Here is a 17,421-nt window from a genome sequence, read left to right on the forward strand (position 1 = left end):
CTTCCTAGACGCGGACCGCCAAGGGCACCTGCTCCCCCTCTAATCTGGCCGCAAGCCGGCCAAGCGCCATCGTTCCCGCACTTTTCAGCGGTGCGGGCAAACCCGATGCCCCCGCAACAGCAAGCGCCGCATCCTCTGGAACAATCGCAATCAAGCGAATTCCAGACGCATCGATGACTGCATCCAGATCTCGATACGCCCCCAGATTACGGAAGCTTTTTCCACTGAAACGGTTGACCACCAAGCGCTGGCTTCGCACACCGGCGTATTCCAGCGCAATACGTGTCTTATTGCAGTCCCGCAGGCATACAGGGTCCGGGGTAGAAACCACCAACGCCCGTTGTGCAGGTGCAACTGCGCTCATAAAACCACTGCCGACACCGGCGGGGCAGTCGATCAGCACGTGGTCGTAATACCGGGAGAGCACGGATACCATCCGCTTCATAATCTCCGGGCTTACAATATCCTCTTCGCGCCCGGGGGCAGGCAACAGATAAAGCCCTTCCGCCCATTCACATGGATAAATCGCTTGGCCCGGGTCCGCCTCTCCGGCGGCCATGTCTGCGATATTAAACACCTGGCGTTCCGAAACGCCAAGCATATGATCCAGTGAAGACAGGCCCGCGTCGCCGTCGATCAGCAGGACGCGCCTGCCTCGGCGAACCAACGCCAGCCCTAAACCGGCGGTCAGCGTGGACTTGCCCACGCCGCCTTTTCCTGATGTGATAACCGTCACAGCTCCCATTTACAAAACCTCATTTTTATACTAACACAAAATTTTGCGGGTGTCAAAAGATTTTTATTGTTCATTTTATCCATTTAAAACAAAAAATCACTTTAACTTCCCAAATTGGACATCTCACGCCAATCCACACAGTCATCCGACAGAAGAGGTTCCCGCAGACGTGGAGTTCGACGAACTTTCACCAGACGCGTCGGAAACAGCGCTTGATGCGGAAATCTCCTCTGGCATGACCAGGTTCCCCTCCTCATCCACAGTCTTTCCATAGAAATAAGCGTCTAAAATGTCACGCACAACGTTCTGACAATAGGTGCCCGTCGAGCCGTGTTGCAAAATCACTGCAAAGGCGATCTCGGGGTCATCGTATGGGGCGAAACCAACAAACGCTACGTTGTCAGAGCCGGGGCCCTGCGCCGTGCCGGTCTTACCGGCGATTGGAACCGGATAGTTTCCCAGGTTGCGGTGCGCAGATCCCCGTGAATCGGTGATTACTGCGCGCATCCCCTCTTTTACATAGTTGATGTTCTCCTGTGAAACGCCTGTCTCTGCCACAATCGTGGGATTCTCCGGGCTATTTTCCCGCACGACTTCCTTGCGCGCATAGTCTGTGATCTTACTGACGATATGGCTTTGATAGCGCACACCGTTGTTCGCGATCGTAGAAACATAGGTTGCCAGCTGGAGGGGGGTAAACTGGTTGTCACTCTGGCCAATCGCTGCCTGGACCACGTCGCCTCCTACCCAGTTCTTCCCTCGTTCGGCGTACTCCTCTGGCCCCGCCAGGATTCCTTCGCTTTCATTGAGCTCCACGCCGGTTTTTACGCCCAAACCAAATTTCCGGCAGTACAGGTTCATGGTGTCGATCCCGGTGTAATATCCGGTTTCAAAGAAATAGATGTTGCACGACTCCGCCAACGCGCGGCGCAAGGAAAGCGTCCCATGTGTTCCCAAGCAACGCGGCGTAAACCCTACATCTGCAAAACGCTGGTATGTGTGCGTGCAGCGGAACGTTGTGTTGTTGGTGATGACCCCTTCTTGCAAGGCCGCACATGCGACCGCCGGCTTGAAACACGAGCCGGGGGTAAAGATGCCCGTAAACGCTTGATTGACCAACGGATGGTTTTCATCCTTCAGCACCTCGCTCTTGTAGGCGCTGTCGTATGTGTATTTCTCCAAATCATAATTGGCATTGCCGGCAGCTGCCAAAACGGCATTATCCTTCACCCGGAGGACGACAGCTGCTCCAATTTTACAATCCTGACCGTTCCACCCGCCTTTGGTGCTGGTAAGCCTCTCACCGTTCTCGCGCGCTGCCTCCACGTTCTGTTCCAAGCTGGCCTGCGTTACACGTTGAAGGTTGCTGTCCAAGGTAAGAAACACTGTATTGCCGGATTTCGGCGCTTTGATGACTGTTTCCGAAGCGACGCCGCCTTTGCTGGTGGTCTCCACCTGCTTTTCGCCCGCTTCTCCGCGCAACTCGTCCTCAAAGGCATATTCAATACCGCTCTGGCCCATGCGGTCGTTAAAGGCGTACCCCTGGTCTTTACGTTCTTCATATTGTTCCTGAGAAAGCGGCCCCATTGTACCGATCAGTTGAGCCGCCAAGTCCCCGCCCGGATAAGTGCGCGCCGTCGTGATCTTGATGCTTGCACCGGGCAAAAGCTGCGTATTCTCACTGACAATCCCCACTGTTTCGCCGGAGATGTCCGGGGCAAAAATATACGGTGTGGAGGCATTAAAGCCCGCCTTGGTCATCCCGTAGCGAACGGACGCAATGTTGCGGATCTCCTTTTTGGGAAGGGTCGCATCAATTTCATATTTCTCAATCAGTGCATTCATGCAGTCGTCCGCCGTGGCATAGGAATTCAAATCGGCAAAGTCCTTGCCTTTGAGACGCTCCACTTCTTTTTCGGAATCCGGCATAAACGCATAAGCGCCCTGTTCATCGATCTGAATGGGTAACTCGTCGGTCCACTCTTCACCACGGCTGTCCAGCAAATTTGTAAGCAAACGGATGCTCTCGTTTTCTGTACCATAGGTCATATACGGACGTTCAAATTGGATGGCATACCCCGTTTTGTTTGCTGCCAACGGATTTCCAGCAGCATCGACGATTTCTCCGCGGGCCGCATCCATGGTCACAATCGAAGCGCTGGTAGAGTCCGCCTGTTGGCGCGTATCTGCACCGTTCAGAATCTGCCAATCCACCAATCGCAGCGTATAAATTGCAAGAATCCCTACCACAATTCCCACAAGTGCAAAACTGCGCAGCGATATTTTTGACTTCATACCGTTTCACCTCCGTGTCCATGTAAACCAATGGAGACACTTCTTATGTCTACTGTCCCATCGTCCTCCAAGAAGAATACCATTTTCCCCCTGGATTCCTTCCCGCCTTAAAAGAATTCGTCAAAAAAAGTCCGGTTCCTTCGTTCTCCGGCGGAACCGGACCCTGGTTGTTTATTCGGCTTTTGAACGAATCTGCTGCGCCAGAGCACGGTTGAATGCATAACAAAGGGGCATGGTACAGAAGGAATATACCATCCTCGGCAAATATCGTGTGAGCAGGGCATAGCCGCTATGGTCATAACCGTACAACAGGTAGAAAAACACCCATTGCAGAAATAAAATTCCAACAATCGCTCCGGCTGCCAGAAGCAGGGACGTGAGAAAATTCGTCTGAATCAGATCCGCCGTGAGCAACCCCACTCCATAACATGCGGCCGCCAGCAGCAGGCCGTGGAAGCCGAGCACACCTCCCATTCCAATGTCCAAAAACAGCCCGCAGAGAAGCCCAAAGCCAATCCCCGCAAACTCGCTTTCAAACATGGCGATGGAAATCGCCGCTGGAATCAGCAGAACCGGGCGTGCGCCTCCAATTTCCGGCAGGAGACCAGGGGTCTCCTGTACCATGTACAAGATGAGAATCTCGATCGTATAAGCAAAGTACCGAATGATTTTATAACGGTCCATCACGGCTCCTCCGCCGCAGAGCTGGTGCCGAACGCATCATCCAGCGCCTGTCCCTGCCCCTCAAATTCGGTAATTACCATCACATCGCGCACCGAGTTGACATCTACAAACGGCTTAACCTCCGCATAAAGCGATACATCATATTCCTCGTTCTGCACAGAAACCACTTCACCAATGGCCAAACCGCTCGGATAAACACCGCCCAATCCACTGGTGGTCACAATGTCCCCTTCCTTGGCCGGGGTGTCCGCTGCCAAGAACCCCAGCTTTACGAGCCCATCCTCCGCCAATTTGATGTCTGTACTCACCACGCCGCTGTCGCGCCGCAGAGTGGGTTCCGCTTGGTCGATGGAGGGAACTGCCCCGACGGAATCCTTGACCGGCGCTGTTTTTTCCTCTGTCGTCACAAGCGCGGCAATTTTCGTATCCGGTGAGAGCAGAGTCGTCACCTGGCTGTAATTCGCATTTACCGCAGAAATAAAACCCACGACACCCGCATCTGTAATGACAGGATCATTTTTCGAAACCCCGTCGTTAGTGCCCTTATCAATGGTAAATTTGTACAGGACATTCGGGTCCCGCCCTATGACGGCCGCCGGCACGGGCTTAAAATCGCGGTTTTCATCCTTCAATTCTAGGTACTTTCGCAGCTGCGCATTCTCCATACGATATTGATCGTAGTTGACCAACTTTGCATGCAGCTCTTCAATTTCTTTTTTTAGCGCGGCGTTTTCCTCCAGGAGCTCTTCCTTTGAGTAAGTAAGCGGCTCCGCTGCAACAGCGGCGTTGTTTGTGATAATGGTACTCACGCGCTGCATCGGTGTTGCCACCAACCCCAATGCATTTGCCACAACCGACCCGCCCTGGGCCGCTGTATAGAGCATCAGTGCCAGCATGACAAACACCACTGCCAGCAGGACCTTCGCACTTGTTCCATGCATAAAGTCTCTCATCTTGCAAACACCTCCCGTTGCTTTTTGAGGGAAAAGGGGCCGTTGCAAAAATCACGGGCGCACAAAGCACGCCCGTGATTCATTGTTTGGAACCTCTCCGTTTATTGAAAGTCCCTCACAATTCCAGGGGCCTTTCTCAGAATCCCATCGGGGGCACATCCAAAGCAGGCCGTTTCCCCTGCTACAGCCGCCCGGCGAATGGATAAAACCTTCTCTTCTGCGGATACACTCCCAACTGGGAACTTCCGCGATGGACATCACCGTTTTCTCATCGATTATCTGCGCGCCTTATAATAGGAGGAAGGCATAGAAACCTCCAACCGTTTGCCTGTGCCATCCACCACGCAATCCAGCGGGCTGTCCGCCACATGTACGGGCATTCCGGTCTCCTGCTCCACCAGCTGATCCAACCCGCGCAACAGCGCGCCGCCGCCGGTCAGCATGATTCCATGGTCAATAATGTCCGCCGAGAGCTCTGGCGGGGTCTTTTCCAAAGTGCTCTTGATCGCATCCACAATGACAGCGAGCGGATCGGAAAGCGCTTCACGGACCTCTTCTGCGCTGATCGTCACGTTTTTCGGCAGACCGTCCACCAGATTCCGTCCCTTGATTTCGACAGACGCGCGGTCCTCTTCACTGCCGGTTGGGAAAGCCGAACCGATGGCAATCTTGATTTCCTCCGCAGTACGCTCTCCAATCAGGAGATTATACTTCTTTTTGACATAGGAGATGATCGCTTCGTCAAATTTGTCGCCTGCCACGCGCACGGAACAGGACGTTACAATGTCGCCCAGGGAGATCACGGCAACCTCCGCCGTACCGCCGCCGATATCAACGACCATACTGCCGGTTGGGTCCGCCACCGGCAGACCCGCCCCGATCGCCGCCGCCATGGGCTCTTCGATCAGCTCCACCTGGCTGGCTCCCGCCTGCCGGGCCGCATCTTCAACCGCGCGGCGTTCGACCTCCGTAACCCCGGAAGGGATACACACCACAATGTGTGGGCGGCTGAAAGCGGTGGACTTCACCGCCTTTTTGATAAAATGCTTGAGCATGGTCGCCGTAATATCAAAATCAGCGATCACACCATCCTTTAGCGGACGCACGGCAACAATGGAGCCGGGCGTACGGCCGATCATATCTTTCGCATGCGAGCCAACCGCCAACACCGTGTCGGTTCGGACGTCTACCGCGACAACAGAGGGTTCGCGCATGACAATGCCCTTGCCCTTCATATATACAAGTGTATTGGCTGTACCCAGATCAATTCCAATGTCCTTCGAAAACATGGCCAACATTCCCCTTTCAAACAACGCCCACAACCGGGCTTTCATCAAGCGGCGCGCTGCACGGCTTTGTATATGAGTAAACCCGGCGGCTCCGCATTTCTACAGGGCACGGGTATTTTACATAAACTTTATTATACCCGTTGGTATGCCAATTCTCAACAGAAAAATTGTGAACAAATAAACTTTGGCAAATTCCACATTTTGCCATGAAGAAAATCGACTTTAAACGGCAAATGTCCGCAGAATTCGCGCTACACGGGCAATCGGAAGGCCCATCACATTGTAATAATCGCCGTCAATTCCCTTGACCAACAGCGCGCCCCTTCCCTGAATGCCATAGGCGCCCGCCTTATCCATGGGTTCCCCGGTGGCGACATAGGATTGAATTTCCCCCTCCGAGAGCGGATAGAAGGTCACCTCGGTCCGCTCTGCCGCCACGTCACAACGGTCATCGGTGCAAATGCAAAAGCCGGTGAATACCTCATGCGTTTTGCCGGAGAGCATCCGGAGCATATCCGCGGCGTGCTCCGGGGTCTTAGGCTTGCCGAGAATCTGCCCCTCCAGCGCGACCACCGTGTCCGCTCCCAGAACAACGGCGCCCGGATGACGTGCAAAACACGCCTCTGCTTTCCGCCGCGCTAACAGGCACACGGCCTCTTTGGGCGGCGTCCCATCCGCAAAATGTTCATCCACATCGGACGGCGCAACGGTATAAGAAATCCCCGCCAGAGCCAAAAGCTCCTGTCTGCGCGGAGAAGAGGAAGCAAGATACAGCATCAAATTACTCCTTTACATGGATTCTTGTATACCCCAGGATGGCTGCCAAAAGCAGAATCGCCTGCGCCACATTGACCCGGATGGACAGACCAAAGGTAAGCTGCAAAATAGCAAGATCCAACGTGACAGGCTCCAGCCCAAAGCCAGTGCTCATCCCCAACCAGGACAGGAAGGAAGTCCCCTGGGCCGCTGAACCGATGACACTGCCCAGCACCACAGCCAAAAGCAGCAAAACAATGAGCAATAAGCTCCGAATCAAGGTCTTTTTCATAGCAACGCCCCTTACCGGCCAGTGGAACCCAGACCGCCTGTCCCGCGTTCCGTCTCGCCCAGGTCGTCTGTTTCCTCCAAAGGCAACTGCAAGACCGGCATCAACACCATTTGGGCGATCCGTTCATTCGGCTCAATGGTGTACGGTTCCCCTCCTACGTTGCACAGGCCGACACAGATTTCCCCTCGGTAATCGCTGTCGATCACCCCCACCGCATTGGAGAGGGAAACCCCATGTTTAATTCCCAGGCCGCTGCGCGCAAAGATCAACGCAACGGTATTTTCGTCGGGCAGTGCAATCGCCAGCCCCGTCGGTATCCGCACCAATTCACGCGGTGCAATCGTCACGGGAGACGGGATGCAGGCATGTAAATCCATCCCCGCCGCACCAGCGCTTGCCCGCTCCGGCAGGATGGCATTTTCATTTAAACGTTTGATTTTTAAGGATTTCATAGACAACATCCTTCACTTCCACAATAATAACAAAATCGATTCCAAGAATTATACCAACACTAGATCGGCGGCAATCCCCGTAACTTCGCCGCCGTGTCCGCATCCAGTTCCGCCGTATAGGGACATCCTTCCGGCGACTCCTGGAAAAAGACTGCAAACGTAGTACATGCCGCAAGATAAGTCCCCACCGGCAACGGATGCTGTCCATCCTCATCCCACAGTTCCACCTCTGGATACGGGCCGGCACAGCGCATGAACGCCACCCCCGCGGGGATCAACAGGTCGTCCAACTCCCCGGCAATTGAAATATAATTCTCCGCCAACATGGACGGTACCTCTTGCGGTCCAGCTTCAACAGATCGCTTTTCACGCCGTTTTTAGGGCTCCAGGTCATCAAAAAAGCAGTTTATCCCCCCGCACGCTTGACCTTTTCATCCAATGTACGCGCATAGGGAAACATCGTTTCGTCCGCGGTGGGGGATACCGCATTGCTGGTATTCTCTTACAGCACAACAAAATTCCACGGTTCGCTGGACAGCGTCAAGTCAAGCGCCGAACCCAGTTCATCCTCTGGATCAGCAAAGTTTTCCAACGTATAATACCCTTCGGTTAGATCGTAAACGTCCGCTTCATAGCCGAGTTCCGCGGCCAATGCGTAAAAGGTTCCCGGCAAGTCATTGGTAAACGTATGACTGTTTCCGACAAATAGAATCTTTGGTGTCTCGCCCGGCACCGGGTTCGGGACCTTTAACTCCATCTTCGCATCAAAGTCCATCGCTTCCGCCCCTCCAAGGTTGAACAGCGAACAGCCGGAGACGATCAGAGCCATTGCCACCATCCATGCAAAGGCTGCAAAAGTCTTCTTTTTGAATGAACATCCTTCCCTCTCCATGGACTCATCCCAATAAAACTGCCTGCCGGGGTTCTAGCCACCACCAGCCTTTTATGATTCGGGCAGCTTTTCCAAATAGCAGGGTCCCGCACACGCGGCTTTTAAACGTTCCCTTTTCCGATCAGCTCATCACCCATCCTTTATAGTAAAGCCCCCGGGTAAACGTCCCGGATGGAAGAGACACTCCCTTTCCATGTAGGTACGCTTCCAACACCCGTTGCTGCTCTTCTTTTGTCTCCGTGGTAAACCGCAGGACTCCGAAATCCACATGTTTGACCTCATTCAAGCGGTCGGCCATCCAGAGCGGAACGGAATTGAGCACTTCGCTGCACGCCCCGTAACATTGCACCGGAAAGCGAACCCCTTTGCGGTCGGTCAGTTCCGGCGCCGTTGTACAATGCAGGCATCCTTTTTCAGAATTGGCCGCAGGGCAGTTCCTCGTCAACATCAGCGGCAATCGCCCGTAGAGCACCCAACCGCGGGGTAACGTCCCACCCAGCTGAGCAGCTGCAGACAACGCTAATTCAAAGCTCAGCTCTGTGTCCGTCAAACCAAAATCAGAATACCATTCCAGGGCCGCGGAATTCGTCACATTTAATGAAAAGCCGCCGTGGACGGTCATCCCCAGCTCCTTTGCAAGCGCCGCAGCGCCCAGGTTCCCCGCCCACACATGCGTGATGCCGGCCTCTTTTGCCGCCTGTAACCGCGTTCTGACCGCTTCTTCCATACCGAACATCCCTCGCGGCAGATCCAAAGCAACGCGGACCCCTTCTTTCCGCAAAGCCGCCAGTTTCTCCGGCGCGGCCGCATAGGGAAGGTACACCCGCTCGCATTCCTTTGCTGCCTCCGGAAGATCAATCCCTGAAAAACGTGCACGCAATGGCAATTTTCCACTGGGGAGGTATACCCGGTGCGGCATGGGAGAGAATGGTTTCATGGAAAATGCGACGGGTTCCCGCACCGCGCGGAGCCATTCCAGCTTTTCCAATACTTCCCGGCGCAACCGGTTCAGCAGCGAAACCGGAATACTCAGGCCGTCCTCTAGGTCGCAGGAAATCTTCTCCACCCCAAAAGGCGTACCGCCCGTTTTTTGCAGCTGGTCCGTACACCGCTCTGCGGTCACCGGCCGGCGCAGCGCAGGCTCTGGCACAGGTCCCTGCGCAAAGGTTTCATGGCCATCGTGGTCTCGGGCCGTGAGGCACACGGGTTCCCCCGCATGGACCTTCAGTGAAAAGACAACCGGTACCCTCTGCATCTCTTGGCGGTACAGGTTCCGCAGATCTGAAAACACCGCTTCCGTCGCTCCGGTCACGTCCTCTTTCGTCCGTGTTCCAAACATCTCCCGGCCCAGATGTCCGTCGAGGTACCCCGTAGTAAATCCGGAACGGGAGAACACTGCGCCCAAATTGCGCATCAGATCTGGCGGAAGAGCATGCCCATCGGCGGAAAGACGGCATGCGCGCACGGCCGCCGCCACATACTCCGGCCGTTTCATACGTCCTTCGATTTTGGCACTGACAACCCCCGCTTGTGCCAGCTCTCCTATGCGTTCAATCATCGAGAGATCCTTCAGGCTGAGGTCATGGCCGGTTCCACCCGGCGTGGAAAACGGCAGACGGCACGGCTGAGCACACAATCCCCGGTTGCCGCTGCGCGCGCCCAGCATGGAACTGAAATAACACTGTCCGGAAACGGACATACACAGGGCTCCGTGAACAAACGCCTCCAATTCCACCGGACAGGCGGTGTGAACCTCGGCGATTTCACGAAGCGACATTTCCCTGGAGAGCACCACGCGGGCCATTCCGGACGCATATGCTGCACGAACGCCGGCCGGCGTATGAAGCGACATCTGCGTGGACGCATGGATGGGCATCCCCGGCGCGCATCTCTTCGCCAAGAGAAAAAGGCCCATATCCTGCACCAGCACCGCATCCACCGGAAGGGTACAGGCGTATTGCAACAACTCTAACGCAGGCAACAGCTCATTTTCCTGTAACAGCGTGTTCAAGGCAAGATATACTTTTACGCCGCGCGCATGACAATAGTACACGGCCTCTTTGAGCGCTTGCCCGTCAAAATTCTTTGCATTGGCGCGGGCGCTGAATGCAGACGCCCCCAAATACACGGCGTCTGCCCCCGCGCGTACCGCAGCCTGGAGGCTTTCCGGGCCACCTGCCGGCGCTAAAACCTCGGGAACCTTTGGTTGCATCGGATTACCGTTCATCGTCTTTTTTCTCGAAGAAGCTCATAAAGCCTTCCGGGTCCTCCACCACAGTCTGGGCGCGCTCGCCTGGGATATGTTCTCTCGCCGTACGGGCATAGCCCTGCTGCCGCGGAACCGCCTTGGATGGTTTTTGTTGTACCGCCGGTTCTACATCGATGGCCTTTTGTGGCTCGCGAGCAGCTTTCGCCATCTGTTCGGTTTGCTCAGAAAGGCGCGCCCGCAGGGTCTGCATTTCTTTCTTCAGGCGTTCCACCTCCCGGCGTGCCTCTTCTGCCTCTGTACGCGCGTGAGAGGAATCCTCCAGGTAATCCTTGATCTGAGAACGCAGGTTGTCCGCTGCATCCTCCGCTTTATGCTTTGCGTCGCAGTAGTTGAGCGCCGAAATAATCCCTGCTGTTGTGATCGAAATGTGCGGATTCTTTTCCACCAATTCGGTGATTCCGGCCTCCACCTCCTCTGCTATCGCATGGATATACGATTCGCTGTCGTCTGAGGTGAGGGCAAATTCCGCCCCGCAGATGTTTAACCGGATACGGTTCCTGCTCATGAAAACATACCCCCTATTTCCCAGCCGAAAACGGCGCGGGAAACCGTCCGTTCCGGCTTTTTAATCTCTATAGCAGCTATTATTATAGTCTATTTTGGTCAAATAAGGAAGCGTTTCTTTTCTGAAAAGGGGAAAGCTCTGCAAAACAGTCATATTGTTGAAATTTAGTAAAAGTGCATAAATTTCATCCAAAAATCATTTGCAAGGCACACAGAGCCCCTTCCTGTGGTAAATTTGGCTTTTTTGGCTTCCCCATGCGGAATTTCCCCCGGAAAGGAAATCCGCGGATAAACGAATGATTTTGTTGTAAATTAGTAATAATTGGTATATAATAAGTATGTATGACCAACAGGTCGTTCTCTCACATATATATACTTCTTGGACATTTGGAGGATTTCTTATGAACTACCGGCTGCCGATCAATACGATCAAAGAACAAATTGTAGCTAAGCTGCAGCATAACTTTGGCCTGACGCTGGAAAATGCAACCGATGATCAATGTTATAAGGCGGTTGTCCTCGTCGTGCGCGACCTCATGGCAAAGGGTTATCTGGAATTCAAGGCCCGCGCAGAGGAAACACACACCAAGCGTGTTTATTATCTCTGCATGGAATTCCTGATGGGACGTTCTCTGAAAAACAATCTGTTCAACCTCGGAATCGAGGAGGACTTCCGCAAGGCGCTTTCCGAAATGGGGCTGAAGCTCGACAACCTGTATGAAAAGGAGCCGGACGCAGGCCTTGGCAACGGCGGGTTGGGCCGTTTGGCCGCATGTTTCCTGGACGGCTTGTCCACCCAAGGGTATCCGGCAATGGGCTATTCCCTTTGTTACGAATACGGCATCTTCCGCCAGAAATTGGTCGATGGCTGGCAGACCGAGCTGCCGGACTTCTGGCTGCCGGGCGGCAAAGTTTGGTTGCAGGAAGTTCCAGAAAAGCGCGTCGAGGTCCACTTCGGCGGCCATATCGAAGAATACTGGAACAACCAATACCATATTGTGAACCATAAGGATTACGACAAAGTGATGGCCGTGCCGTATGATATGTATGTATCCGGCATGGATGGCAGAGGCATCAACGTCCTGCGCATTTGGTCCGCCCGCGGCGAGGCCTTCGATATGTCCCGCTTCAACAGCGGCGACTACCTCCGCGCTATGGAGCAGAATGCCATGGCCGAGGTCATCACAAAGGTCTTGTACCCGGAGGATAACCATCTCGAGGGGAAGAGCCTGCGTCTGTCGCAGCAATATTTCCTGGTCTCTGCGACGATTCAAGACATCATCCGCCGTCACCTGTTCAAATATAGCACGCTCGACAATCTGCCGGATTCGGTTGCAATTCATCTGAACGACACCCACCCGGTGCTTGCCATCCCGGAGATGATGCGTGTGATGCTGGACGAGTGCGGTTATACTTGGGAAGCTGCGTGGGATATTGTTACCCGCACAACCGCCTATACCAACCACACCGTCATGTCCGAGGCGCTTGAATGTTGGAGCGAAGAGCTCTTCAAGTTCCGTCTGCCGCGTATTTATCAGATTATCCAGGAGATCAACCGCCGGTTCTGTGAGCAGATGCATCAGCGTCATGTAGATGGTTATAAGGTCGGCCGTATGGCGCCGTTGAATGACGGTTATGTCAAAATGGCTAACCTGGCGGTCATCAGCGCCCACTCCGTCAATGGTGTGTCTGCGTTGCACAGCGACATTCTAAAGGAGACTGTTTTCAACGATTTCTACACGGAAATGCCCGAGAAGTTCCAGAACGTGACCAACGGCATTGCACACCGCCGCTGGTTGAACCAGTCCAATCCGGAGTTGGCTGCTTTGCTGACAGAAAAAATCGGCGATGGTTATATCCACGATGCTGCTCAGTTGGAAAAATTCCTCGAATTCAAAAATGACGCCTCCGTGTTGGAACAGCTTGGCAAAATAAAACGCAACAATAAGATTCGTCTTGCTGAATATATCAAAAAAGCGAATAACATCACGCTCGACCCGGATTCCATCTTCGACATCCAGATCAAACGTATGCATGAATACAAGCGCCAGCACCTGAACGCACTGCACATTCTGACCCTGTATCAGTGGCTGCGCAACAACCCGAATGCCGACTTTACACCGCACACCTATATCTTTGGTGCAAAGGCCGCGGCAGGGTACTACTTTGCAAAGCAGATGATCCGCTTCATCGTCGATTTGGCGGAAACCATCAACAACGATCCCCGCGTAAATCAGAAGCTCAAGGTCGTCTATGTGGAAGATTACCGCGTTACACTGGCCGAACTCCTCACCCCGGCGGCAGACATCAGCGAACAGATTTCCCTGGCTGGCACCGAGGCTTCGGGCACCAGCAATATGAAGTTCATGATTAACGGTGCTGTTACCTTGGGTACGCTCGACGGTGCAAATGTGGAAATCCATGAGGCGGTCGGCGACGAGAACATCATTCTGTTCGGCATGACTACGCCCGAGGTTGCGGCTCTGAAGCGTTCCGGTTACCGTCCGCGCGTCTTCTATGAGAACAACCAGGTGATTCGTAACGCTATCGATGAAATGAACAAGGGCTTCTGTGGCGTGTCGTTCCACGATATTACGGACTCTCTTCTGAACCAAGACCCGTACATGGTCCTGGCGGACTTTGAATCTTACGCACAGGCACAGAACCGCGCTGTAGAGCTCTTTAAGGATCAGAGCCGTTGGAACCAGATGGGCCTGGTCAATATTTCCAAAGCAGGCCGTTTTGCGGCAGACCGCTCCATCCGGGACTACGCCGACAATATCTGGCACGCAACGCCTGTCCCGCCGGCACCACCTGTGGATAAGACTGTCAAAACAGCGGTCAAAAAGCCTATCTTCAAGAAAATGCGCTAAAAGCGATCGGGAGTTCGCTTCCATTTTCCTACCAATTCTCGGATCAAAAATGGATTCCGGGCCCGCCGCCGGGCGCCTCACGGCGCTCGGCACAAAAGCTGTGTACAGCTTTTGTAATGGAACACATCGTGTTCCATGGCGGGCCCGCTTTGTACGGTAAATGTGGTAAGTCCCGAGAAAGATATGGTACTAGAGGATATCAATACAACGATTCTATTGTTCATTTAAAAGGGGAGAACACGATGTTCAATTCACGCAATCCAGCTTACCGAAACCCAACGGGCGCAGTGCCCGCAAAATCACCGGTTCATTTCCGCATCAACGTTCCGCGCGATTTAAAATGCTCTGCGGCGCGTCTGGTGGTTCAGGACGACAACTGGGGACAAACGGAAAATTTCGGCATGTTCTGGTGCGGTATGGATGGTGAAACCCATGAATGGTGGGAATGCCACTTCACGCCGAAGGCGCCTGGACTGTATTTCTACCGCTTTTACATCGACACATGGCGCGGTACCTTGGAACTAAAAAAAGGATTTGGGGGTGAAGGGTCCACTGAGTCGCACAATGGTCCGTGGCAACTTACCGTCTATGACCCTGCATTTGAAACCCCCAAGTGGTTGTCCGGCGGAATTATGTACCAAATTTTTCCGGACCGCTTTTATAATTCGGGTACGCCGAAGGCAAATGTGCCCGAAGATCGTAAGTTACATGAACAATGGGGTGAACAGCCAGACTGGCAGCCCGATGCACAGGGAAAAATCACCAATTCCGATTATTTTGGCGGTGACTTAAAAGGCATTGAAGAAAAACTTCCCTATTTGAAATCGCTCGGCGTGACCTGTATCTATCTCAATCCCATCTTTGAGGCGCATTCCAATCACCGTTATAACACCGCAGATTATTCCAAAGTCGATCCCCTGCTTGGCACAGAGGCCGATTTCCAGCATTTGTGTACGGCGGCGAAAGCACACGGGATGCATATCATTCTGGACGGCGTATTTAACCATACCGGCAGCGACAGCATTTACTTTAACCGTGAAAAACGCTATTCGGTTCAAGGCGCCTACCACTCGCAGCAATCCCCCTATTTTTCCTGGTACAATTTCCATCCCTGGCCCGATCACTACGACTGCTGGTGGAATTTTGATACCTTGCCAGACGTCAACGAGTGTGACCCTTCCTACAATGACTATATCAACGGGGAACATGGAATCATCCGCAAATGGTTGGCCCTTGGCGCAGATGGATGGCGTCTGGATGTCGCCGATGAGTTGCCGGACGAATTTTTGGAAAACCTGCGAGCAGCAGCGAAAGCAGAGAAACCCGACGCCGTTGTTTTGGGGGAAGTCTGGGAAGATGCTTCCAACAAGGAAGCCTATGGACAGCGCCGTAAATATTTCCAGGGGCATCAGCTCGACAGCGTGATGAATTACCCCTTCCGCAATGCCATTCTGGGTTTCCTGACTGGGGCAGATGCCTCCAACATGATGGAAATCATTATGAATATCGTGGAGAATTATCCTCCTCAGGTTTTACGCATGTTGATGAACCACATCGGTACACACGATACGGAACGGGCAATCACCGTATTGGCCGGGGAACCGATGCATAATCACGGCCGTCATTGGCAGAGTACCACCCATCTCACCCGTGAACGCAGGCGAAAGGGGTTGCGTCTACTGCGTTTAGCTGCATTGATGCAGTACACGCTGCCGGGAATTCCCTGCATTTACTACGGGGATGAAGCTGGTCTGGAAGGATACCGCGATCCCTTTAACCGAGGCTGCTATCCTTGGGGCAAGGAGGACGAGGAACTGATCGAATGGTACCGCCATCTCGCCAAACTTCGTAACGCATGTCCATGTTTAAAAGAAGGCGCGCTTTATCCCCTGATGGCAGGGGACCATTGTATGGCTTATGTGCGTGACGACGGAAAGGAGCGCCTGTTGGTCGCCATCAACGCTGGGGCACAGGATCACTGTATCTATCTTCCCCCAGAATGGCAGGAGGCAGATCCAATGATTGGTAAATTACCAGACGACCGCAACGCACTTTCCCTTGCACCTCTTGAATGTACCGTTCTAAAATGGGCTTATCCAACAGAAAAGGAAATGCCTGCTCAACCAGCTCCCGGTCCAAAGGATCTTCAATAGGCCGGCCGAAAGCCGCATTTTGCTTTTCCTATATAGGGTTTAGGGACAATGCGGTCTCTGCGCTTTGCTATCAAGTTTTCCTACGTTTTGTACTTCTTTACAGAATGGTATTTTTCTTTTGGGTGGCCGGATGGAAGATGATTTTCCCTCTATTAAAGATTTTTCTAAGCAACCGACAAATAATTGGAAGAATTTTTAAAAAACCCCTTGTAATTTTCGGACAAACATGCTATTATACTATGGCAGCTTTAAGTAAGCTGCTTATGCGCTCGTAGCTCAGCTGGATAGAGTGTCTGACTACGAATCAGAAGGTCAGGGGTTCGAGTCCCTTCGGGCGCGCCATAAAAAACCAACTTAGTGCTTGTCGCTAAGTTGGTTTTTTTATTTTCTCCGCTACCTCATCCTCCAATCACGCTTCGCCTTCTGGGGCTCGCGTTCTTGGGATGGGACGTCGTCGGAAAAACGCTCCACAGGAGCCTTTTTCTCTCCTCTACTTCGGGCGCGCCATAAAAAACCAACTTAGTGCTTGTCACTGGGTTGGTTTTTTTATTTTTTCCGCTGCCTCATCCTCCAATCACGCTTCGCCTTCCGAGGCTCGCGTTCTTGGGATGGGACGTCGTCGGAAAAACGCTCCACAGGAGCCTTTTTCTCTCCTCTACTTCGGGCGCGCCATAAAAAACCAACTTAGTGCTTGTCACTGGGTTGGTTTTTTTATTTTTTCCGCTGCCTCATCCTCCAATCACGCTTCGCCTTCCGAGGCTCGCGTTCTTGGGATGGGACGTCGTCGGAAAAACGCTCCACAGGAGCCTTTTTCTCTCCTCTACTTCGGGCGCGCCATAAAAAACCAACTTAGTGCTTGTCACTGGGTTGGTTTTTTTATTTTCTCCGCTACCTCATCCTCCAATCACGCTTCGCCTTCCGAGGCTCGCGTTCTTGGGATGGGACATCGTCGGAAAAACGCTCCACAGGAGCCTTTTTCTCTCCTCTACTTCGGGCGCGCCACAAAAACCAACTTAGTGCTTGTCACTGGGTTGGTTTTTTTATTTTCTCCGCTACCTCATCCTCCAATCACGCTTCGCCTTCCGAGGCTCGCGTTCTTGGGATGGGACATCGTCGGAAAAACGCTCCACAGGAGCCTTTTTCTCTCCTCTACTTCGGGCGCGCCATAAAAAACCAACTTAGTGCTTGTCGCTAAGTTGGTTTTTTTATTTTTTCCGCTGCCTCATCCTCCAATCACGCTTCGCCTTCTGGGGCTCGCGTTCTTGGGAAGGGA

General features: G+C 53.2%; 14 protein-coding genes and 1 tRNA gene. 3 read left to right on the forward strand and 12 right to left on the reverse strand.

Annotation, left to right across the window (positions count from 1 at the left end):
* Positions 1 to 4: 4 nt before the first annotated feature.
* The 12 genes from ACGCCZ_RS14785 to ACGCCZ_RS14840 all read right to left on the reverse strand — a co-directional run bounded on the left by ACGCCZ_RS14785 (position 5) and on the right by ACGCCZ_RS14840 (position 11,123).
* Positions 5 to 745: a P-loop NTPase gene (locus ACGCCZ_RS14785; protein WP_054324609.1), complete on the reverse strand. Its 741-nt coding sequence runs from the start codon at positions 743 to 745 to the stop codon at positions 5 to 7.
* A gap of 132 nt (positions 746 to 877) precedes the next feature.
* Positions 878 to 3,031 carry a penicillin-binding transpeptidase domain-containing protein gene (locus tag ACGCCZ_RS14790; RefSeq protein ID WP_054324608.1) on the reverse strand — a complete coding sequence of 718 codons (2,154 nt, stop codon included), beginning with the start codon at positions 3,029 to 3,031 and terminating at the stop codon, positions 878 to 880.
* A gap of 171 nt (positions 3,032 to 3,202) precedes the next feature.
* Positions 3,203 to 3,715: a rod shape-determining protein MreD gene (gene mreD, locus ACGCCZ_RS14795; RefSeq protein WP_242967170.1), complete on the reverse strand. Its 513-nt coding sequence runs from the start codon at positions 3,713 to 3,715 to the stop codon at positions 3,203 to 3,205.
* Entirely contained in the window at positions 3,715 to 4,668 is a 954-nt protein-coding gene (mreC, locus tag ACGCCZ_RS14800) for a rod shape-determining protein MreC (RefSeq protein ID WP_054324606.1), read from the reverse strand. Before mreC ends, mreD begins: the two co-directional genes overlap by 1 nt.
* Before the next feature lie 275 nt (positions 4,669 to 4,943).
* Positions 4,944 to 5,957: a rod shape-determining protein gene (locus tag ACGCCZ_RS14805; RefSeq protein WP_054324605.1), complete on the reverse strand. Its 1,014-nt coding sequence runs from the start codon at positions 5,955 to 5,957 to the stop codon at positions 4,944 to 4,946.
* Between the two features lie 222 nt (positions 5,958 to 6,179).
* Complete coding sequence (locus ACGCCZ_RS14810) at positions 6,180 to 6,734, reverse strand: Maf family protein (RefSeq protein WP_054324604.1); 555 nt, start codon at positions 6,732 to 6,734, stop codon at positions 6,180 to 6,182.
* 4 nt (positions 6,735 to 6,738) lie between these two features.
* Entirely contained in the window at positions 6,739 to 7,005 is a 267-nt protein-coding gene (locus tag ACGCCZ_RS14815; protein ID WP_411656404.1) for a DUF4321 domain-containing protein, read from the reverse strand.
* An 11-nt stretch (positions 7,006 to 7,016) separates the two neighbouring features.
* Entirely contained in the window at positions 7,017 to 7,457 is a 441-nt protein-coding gene (gene dut / locus ACGCCZ_RS14820) for a dUTP diphosphatase (protein WP_054324602.1), read from the reverse strand.
* A 59-nt stretch (positions 7,458 to 7,516) separates the two neighbouring features.
* Positions 7,517 to 7,783: a hypothetical protein gene (locus tag ACGCCZ_RS14825; protein WP_411656405.1), complete on the reverse strand. Its 267-nt coding sequence runs from the start codon at positions 7,781 to 7,783 to the stop codon at positions 7,517 to 7,519.
* Between the two features lie 176 nt (positions 7,784 to 7,959).
* Positions 7,960 to 8,349: a hypothetical protein gene (locus tag ACGCCZ_RS14830; protein ID WP_054324600.1), complete on the reverse strand. Its 390-nt coding sequence runs from the start codon at positions 8,347 to 8,349 to the stop codon at positions 7,960 to 7,962.
* Between the two features lie 121 nt (positions 8,350 to 8,470).
* The gene (locus tag ACGCCZ_RS14835; protein WP_411656406.1) at positions 8,471 to 10,576 is read right to left on the reverse strand and encodes a peptidase U32 family protein; all 2,106 of its coding nucleotides are present in this window, start codon (positions 10,574 to 10,576) and stop codon (positions 8,471 to 8,473) included.
* Positions 10,566 to 11,123 carry a cell division protein ZapA gene (locus ACGCCZ_RS14840; protein ID WP_054324599.1) on the reverse strand — a complete coding sequence of 186 codons (558 nt, stop codon included), beginning with the start codon at positions 11,121 to 11,123 and terminating at the stop codon, positions 10,566 to 10,568. Before ACGCCZ_RS14840 ends, ACGCCZ_RS14835 begins: the two co-directional genes overlap by 11 nt.
* 400 nt (positions 11,124 to 11,523) lie before the next feature.
* On the opposite strand from ACGCCZ_RS14840, the gene ACGCCZ_RS14845 reads away from it, so the two are divergent.
* The 3 genes from ACGCCZ_RS14845 to ACGCCZ_RS14855 all read left to right on the forward strand — a co-directional run bounded on the left by ACGCCZ_RS14845 (position 11,524) and on the right by ACGCCZ_RS14855 (position 16,490).
* A complete protein-coding gene (locus tag ACGCCZ_RS14845; protein ID WP_054324598.1) occupies positions 11,524 to 13,995 on the forward strand; it encodes a glycogen/starch/alpha-glucan phosphorylase in 2,472 nt (823 codons plus the stop codon).
* Positions 13,996 to 14,237: 242 nt separating this feature from the next.
* The gene (locus tag ACGCCZ_RS14850; protein WP_411656407.1) at positions 14,238 to 16,148 is read left to right on the forward strand and encodes a glycoside hydrolase family 13 protein; all 1,911 of its coding nucleotides are present in this window, start codon (positions 14,238 to 14,240) and stop codon (positions 16,146 to 16,148) included.
* A gap of 265 nt (positions 16,149 to 16,413) precedes the next feature.
* Positions 16,414 to 16,490: transfer RNA gene (locus tag ACGCCZ_RS14855), tRNA-Arg, on the forward strand.
* Positions 16,491 to 17,421 lie beyond the last annotated feature (931 nt).

Source organism: Anaeromassilibacillus sp. SJQ-1, assembly GCF_046693725.1.
Lineage (GTDB): Bacteria > Bacillota > Clostridia > Oscillospirales > Acutalibacteraceae > Anaeromassilibacillus.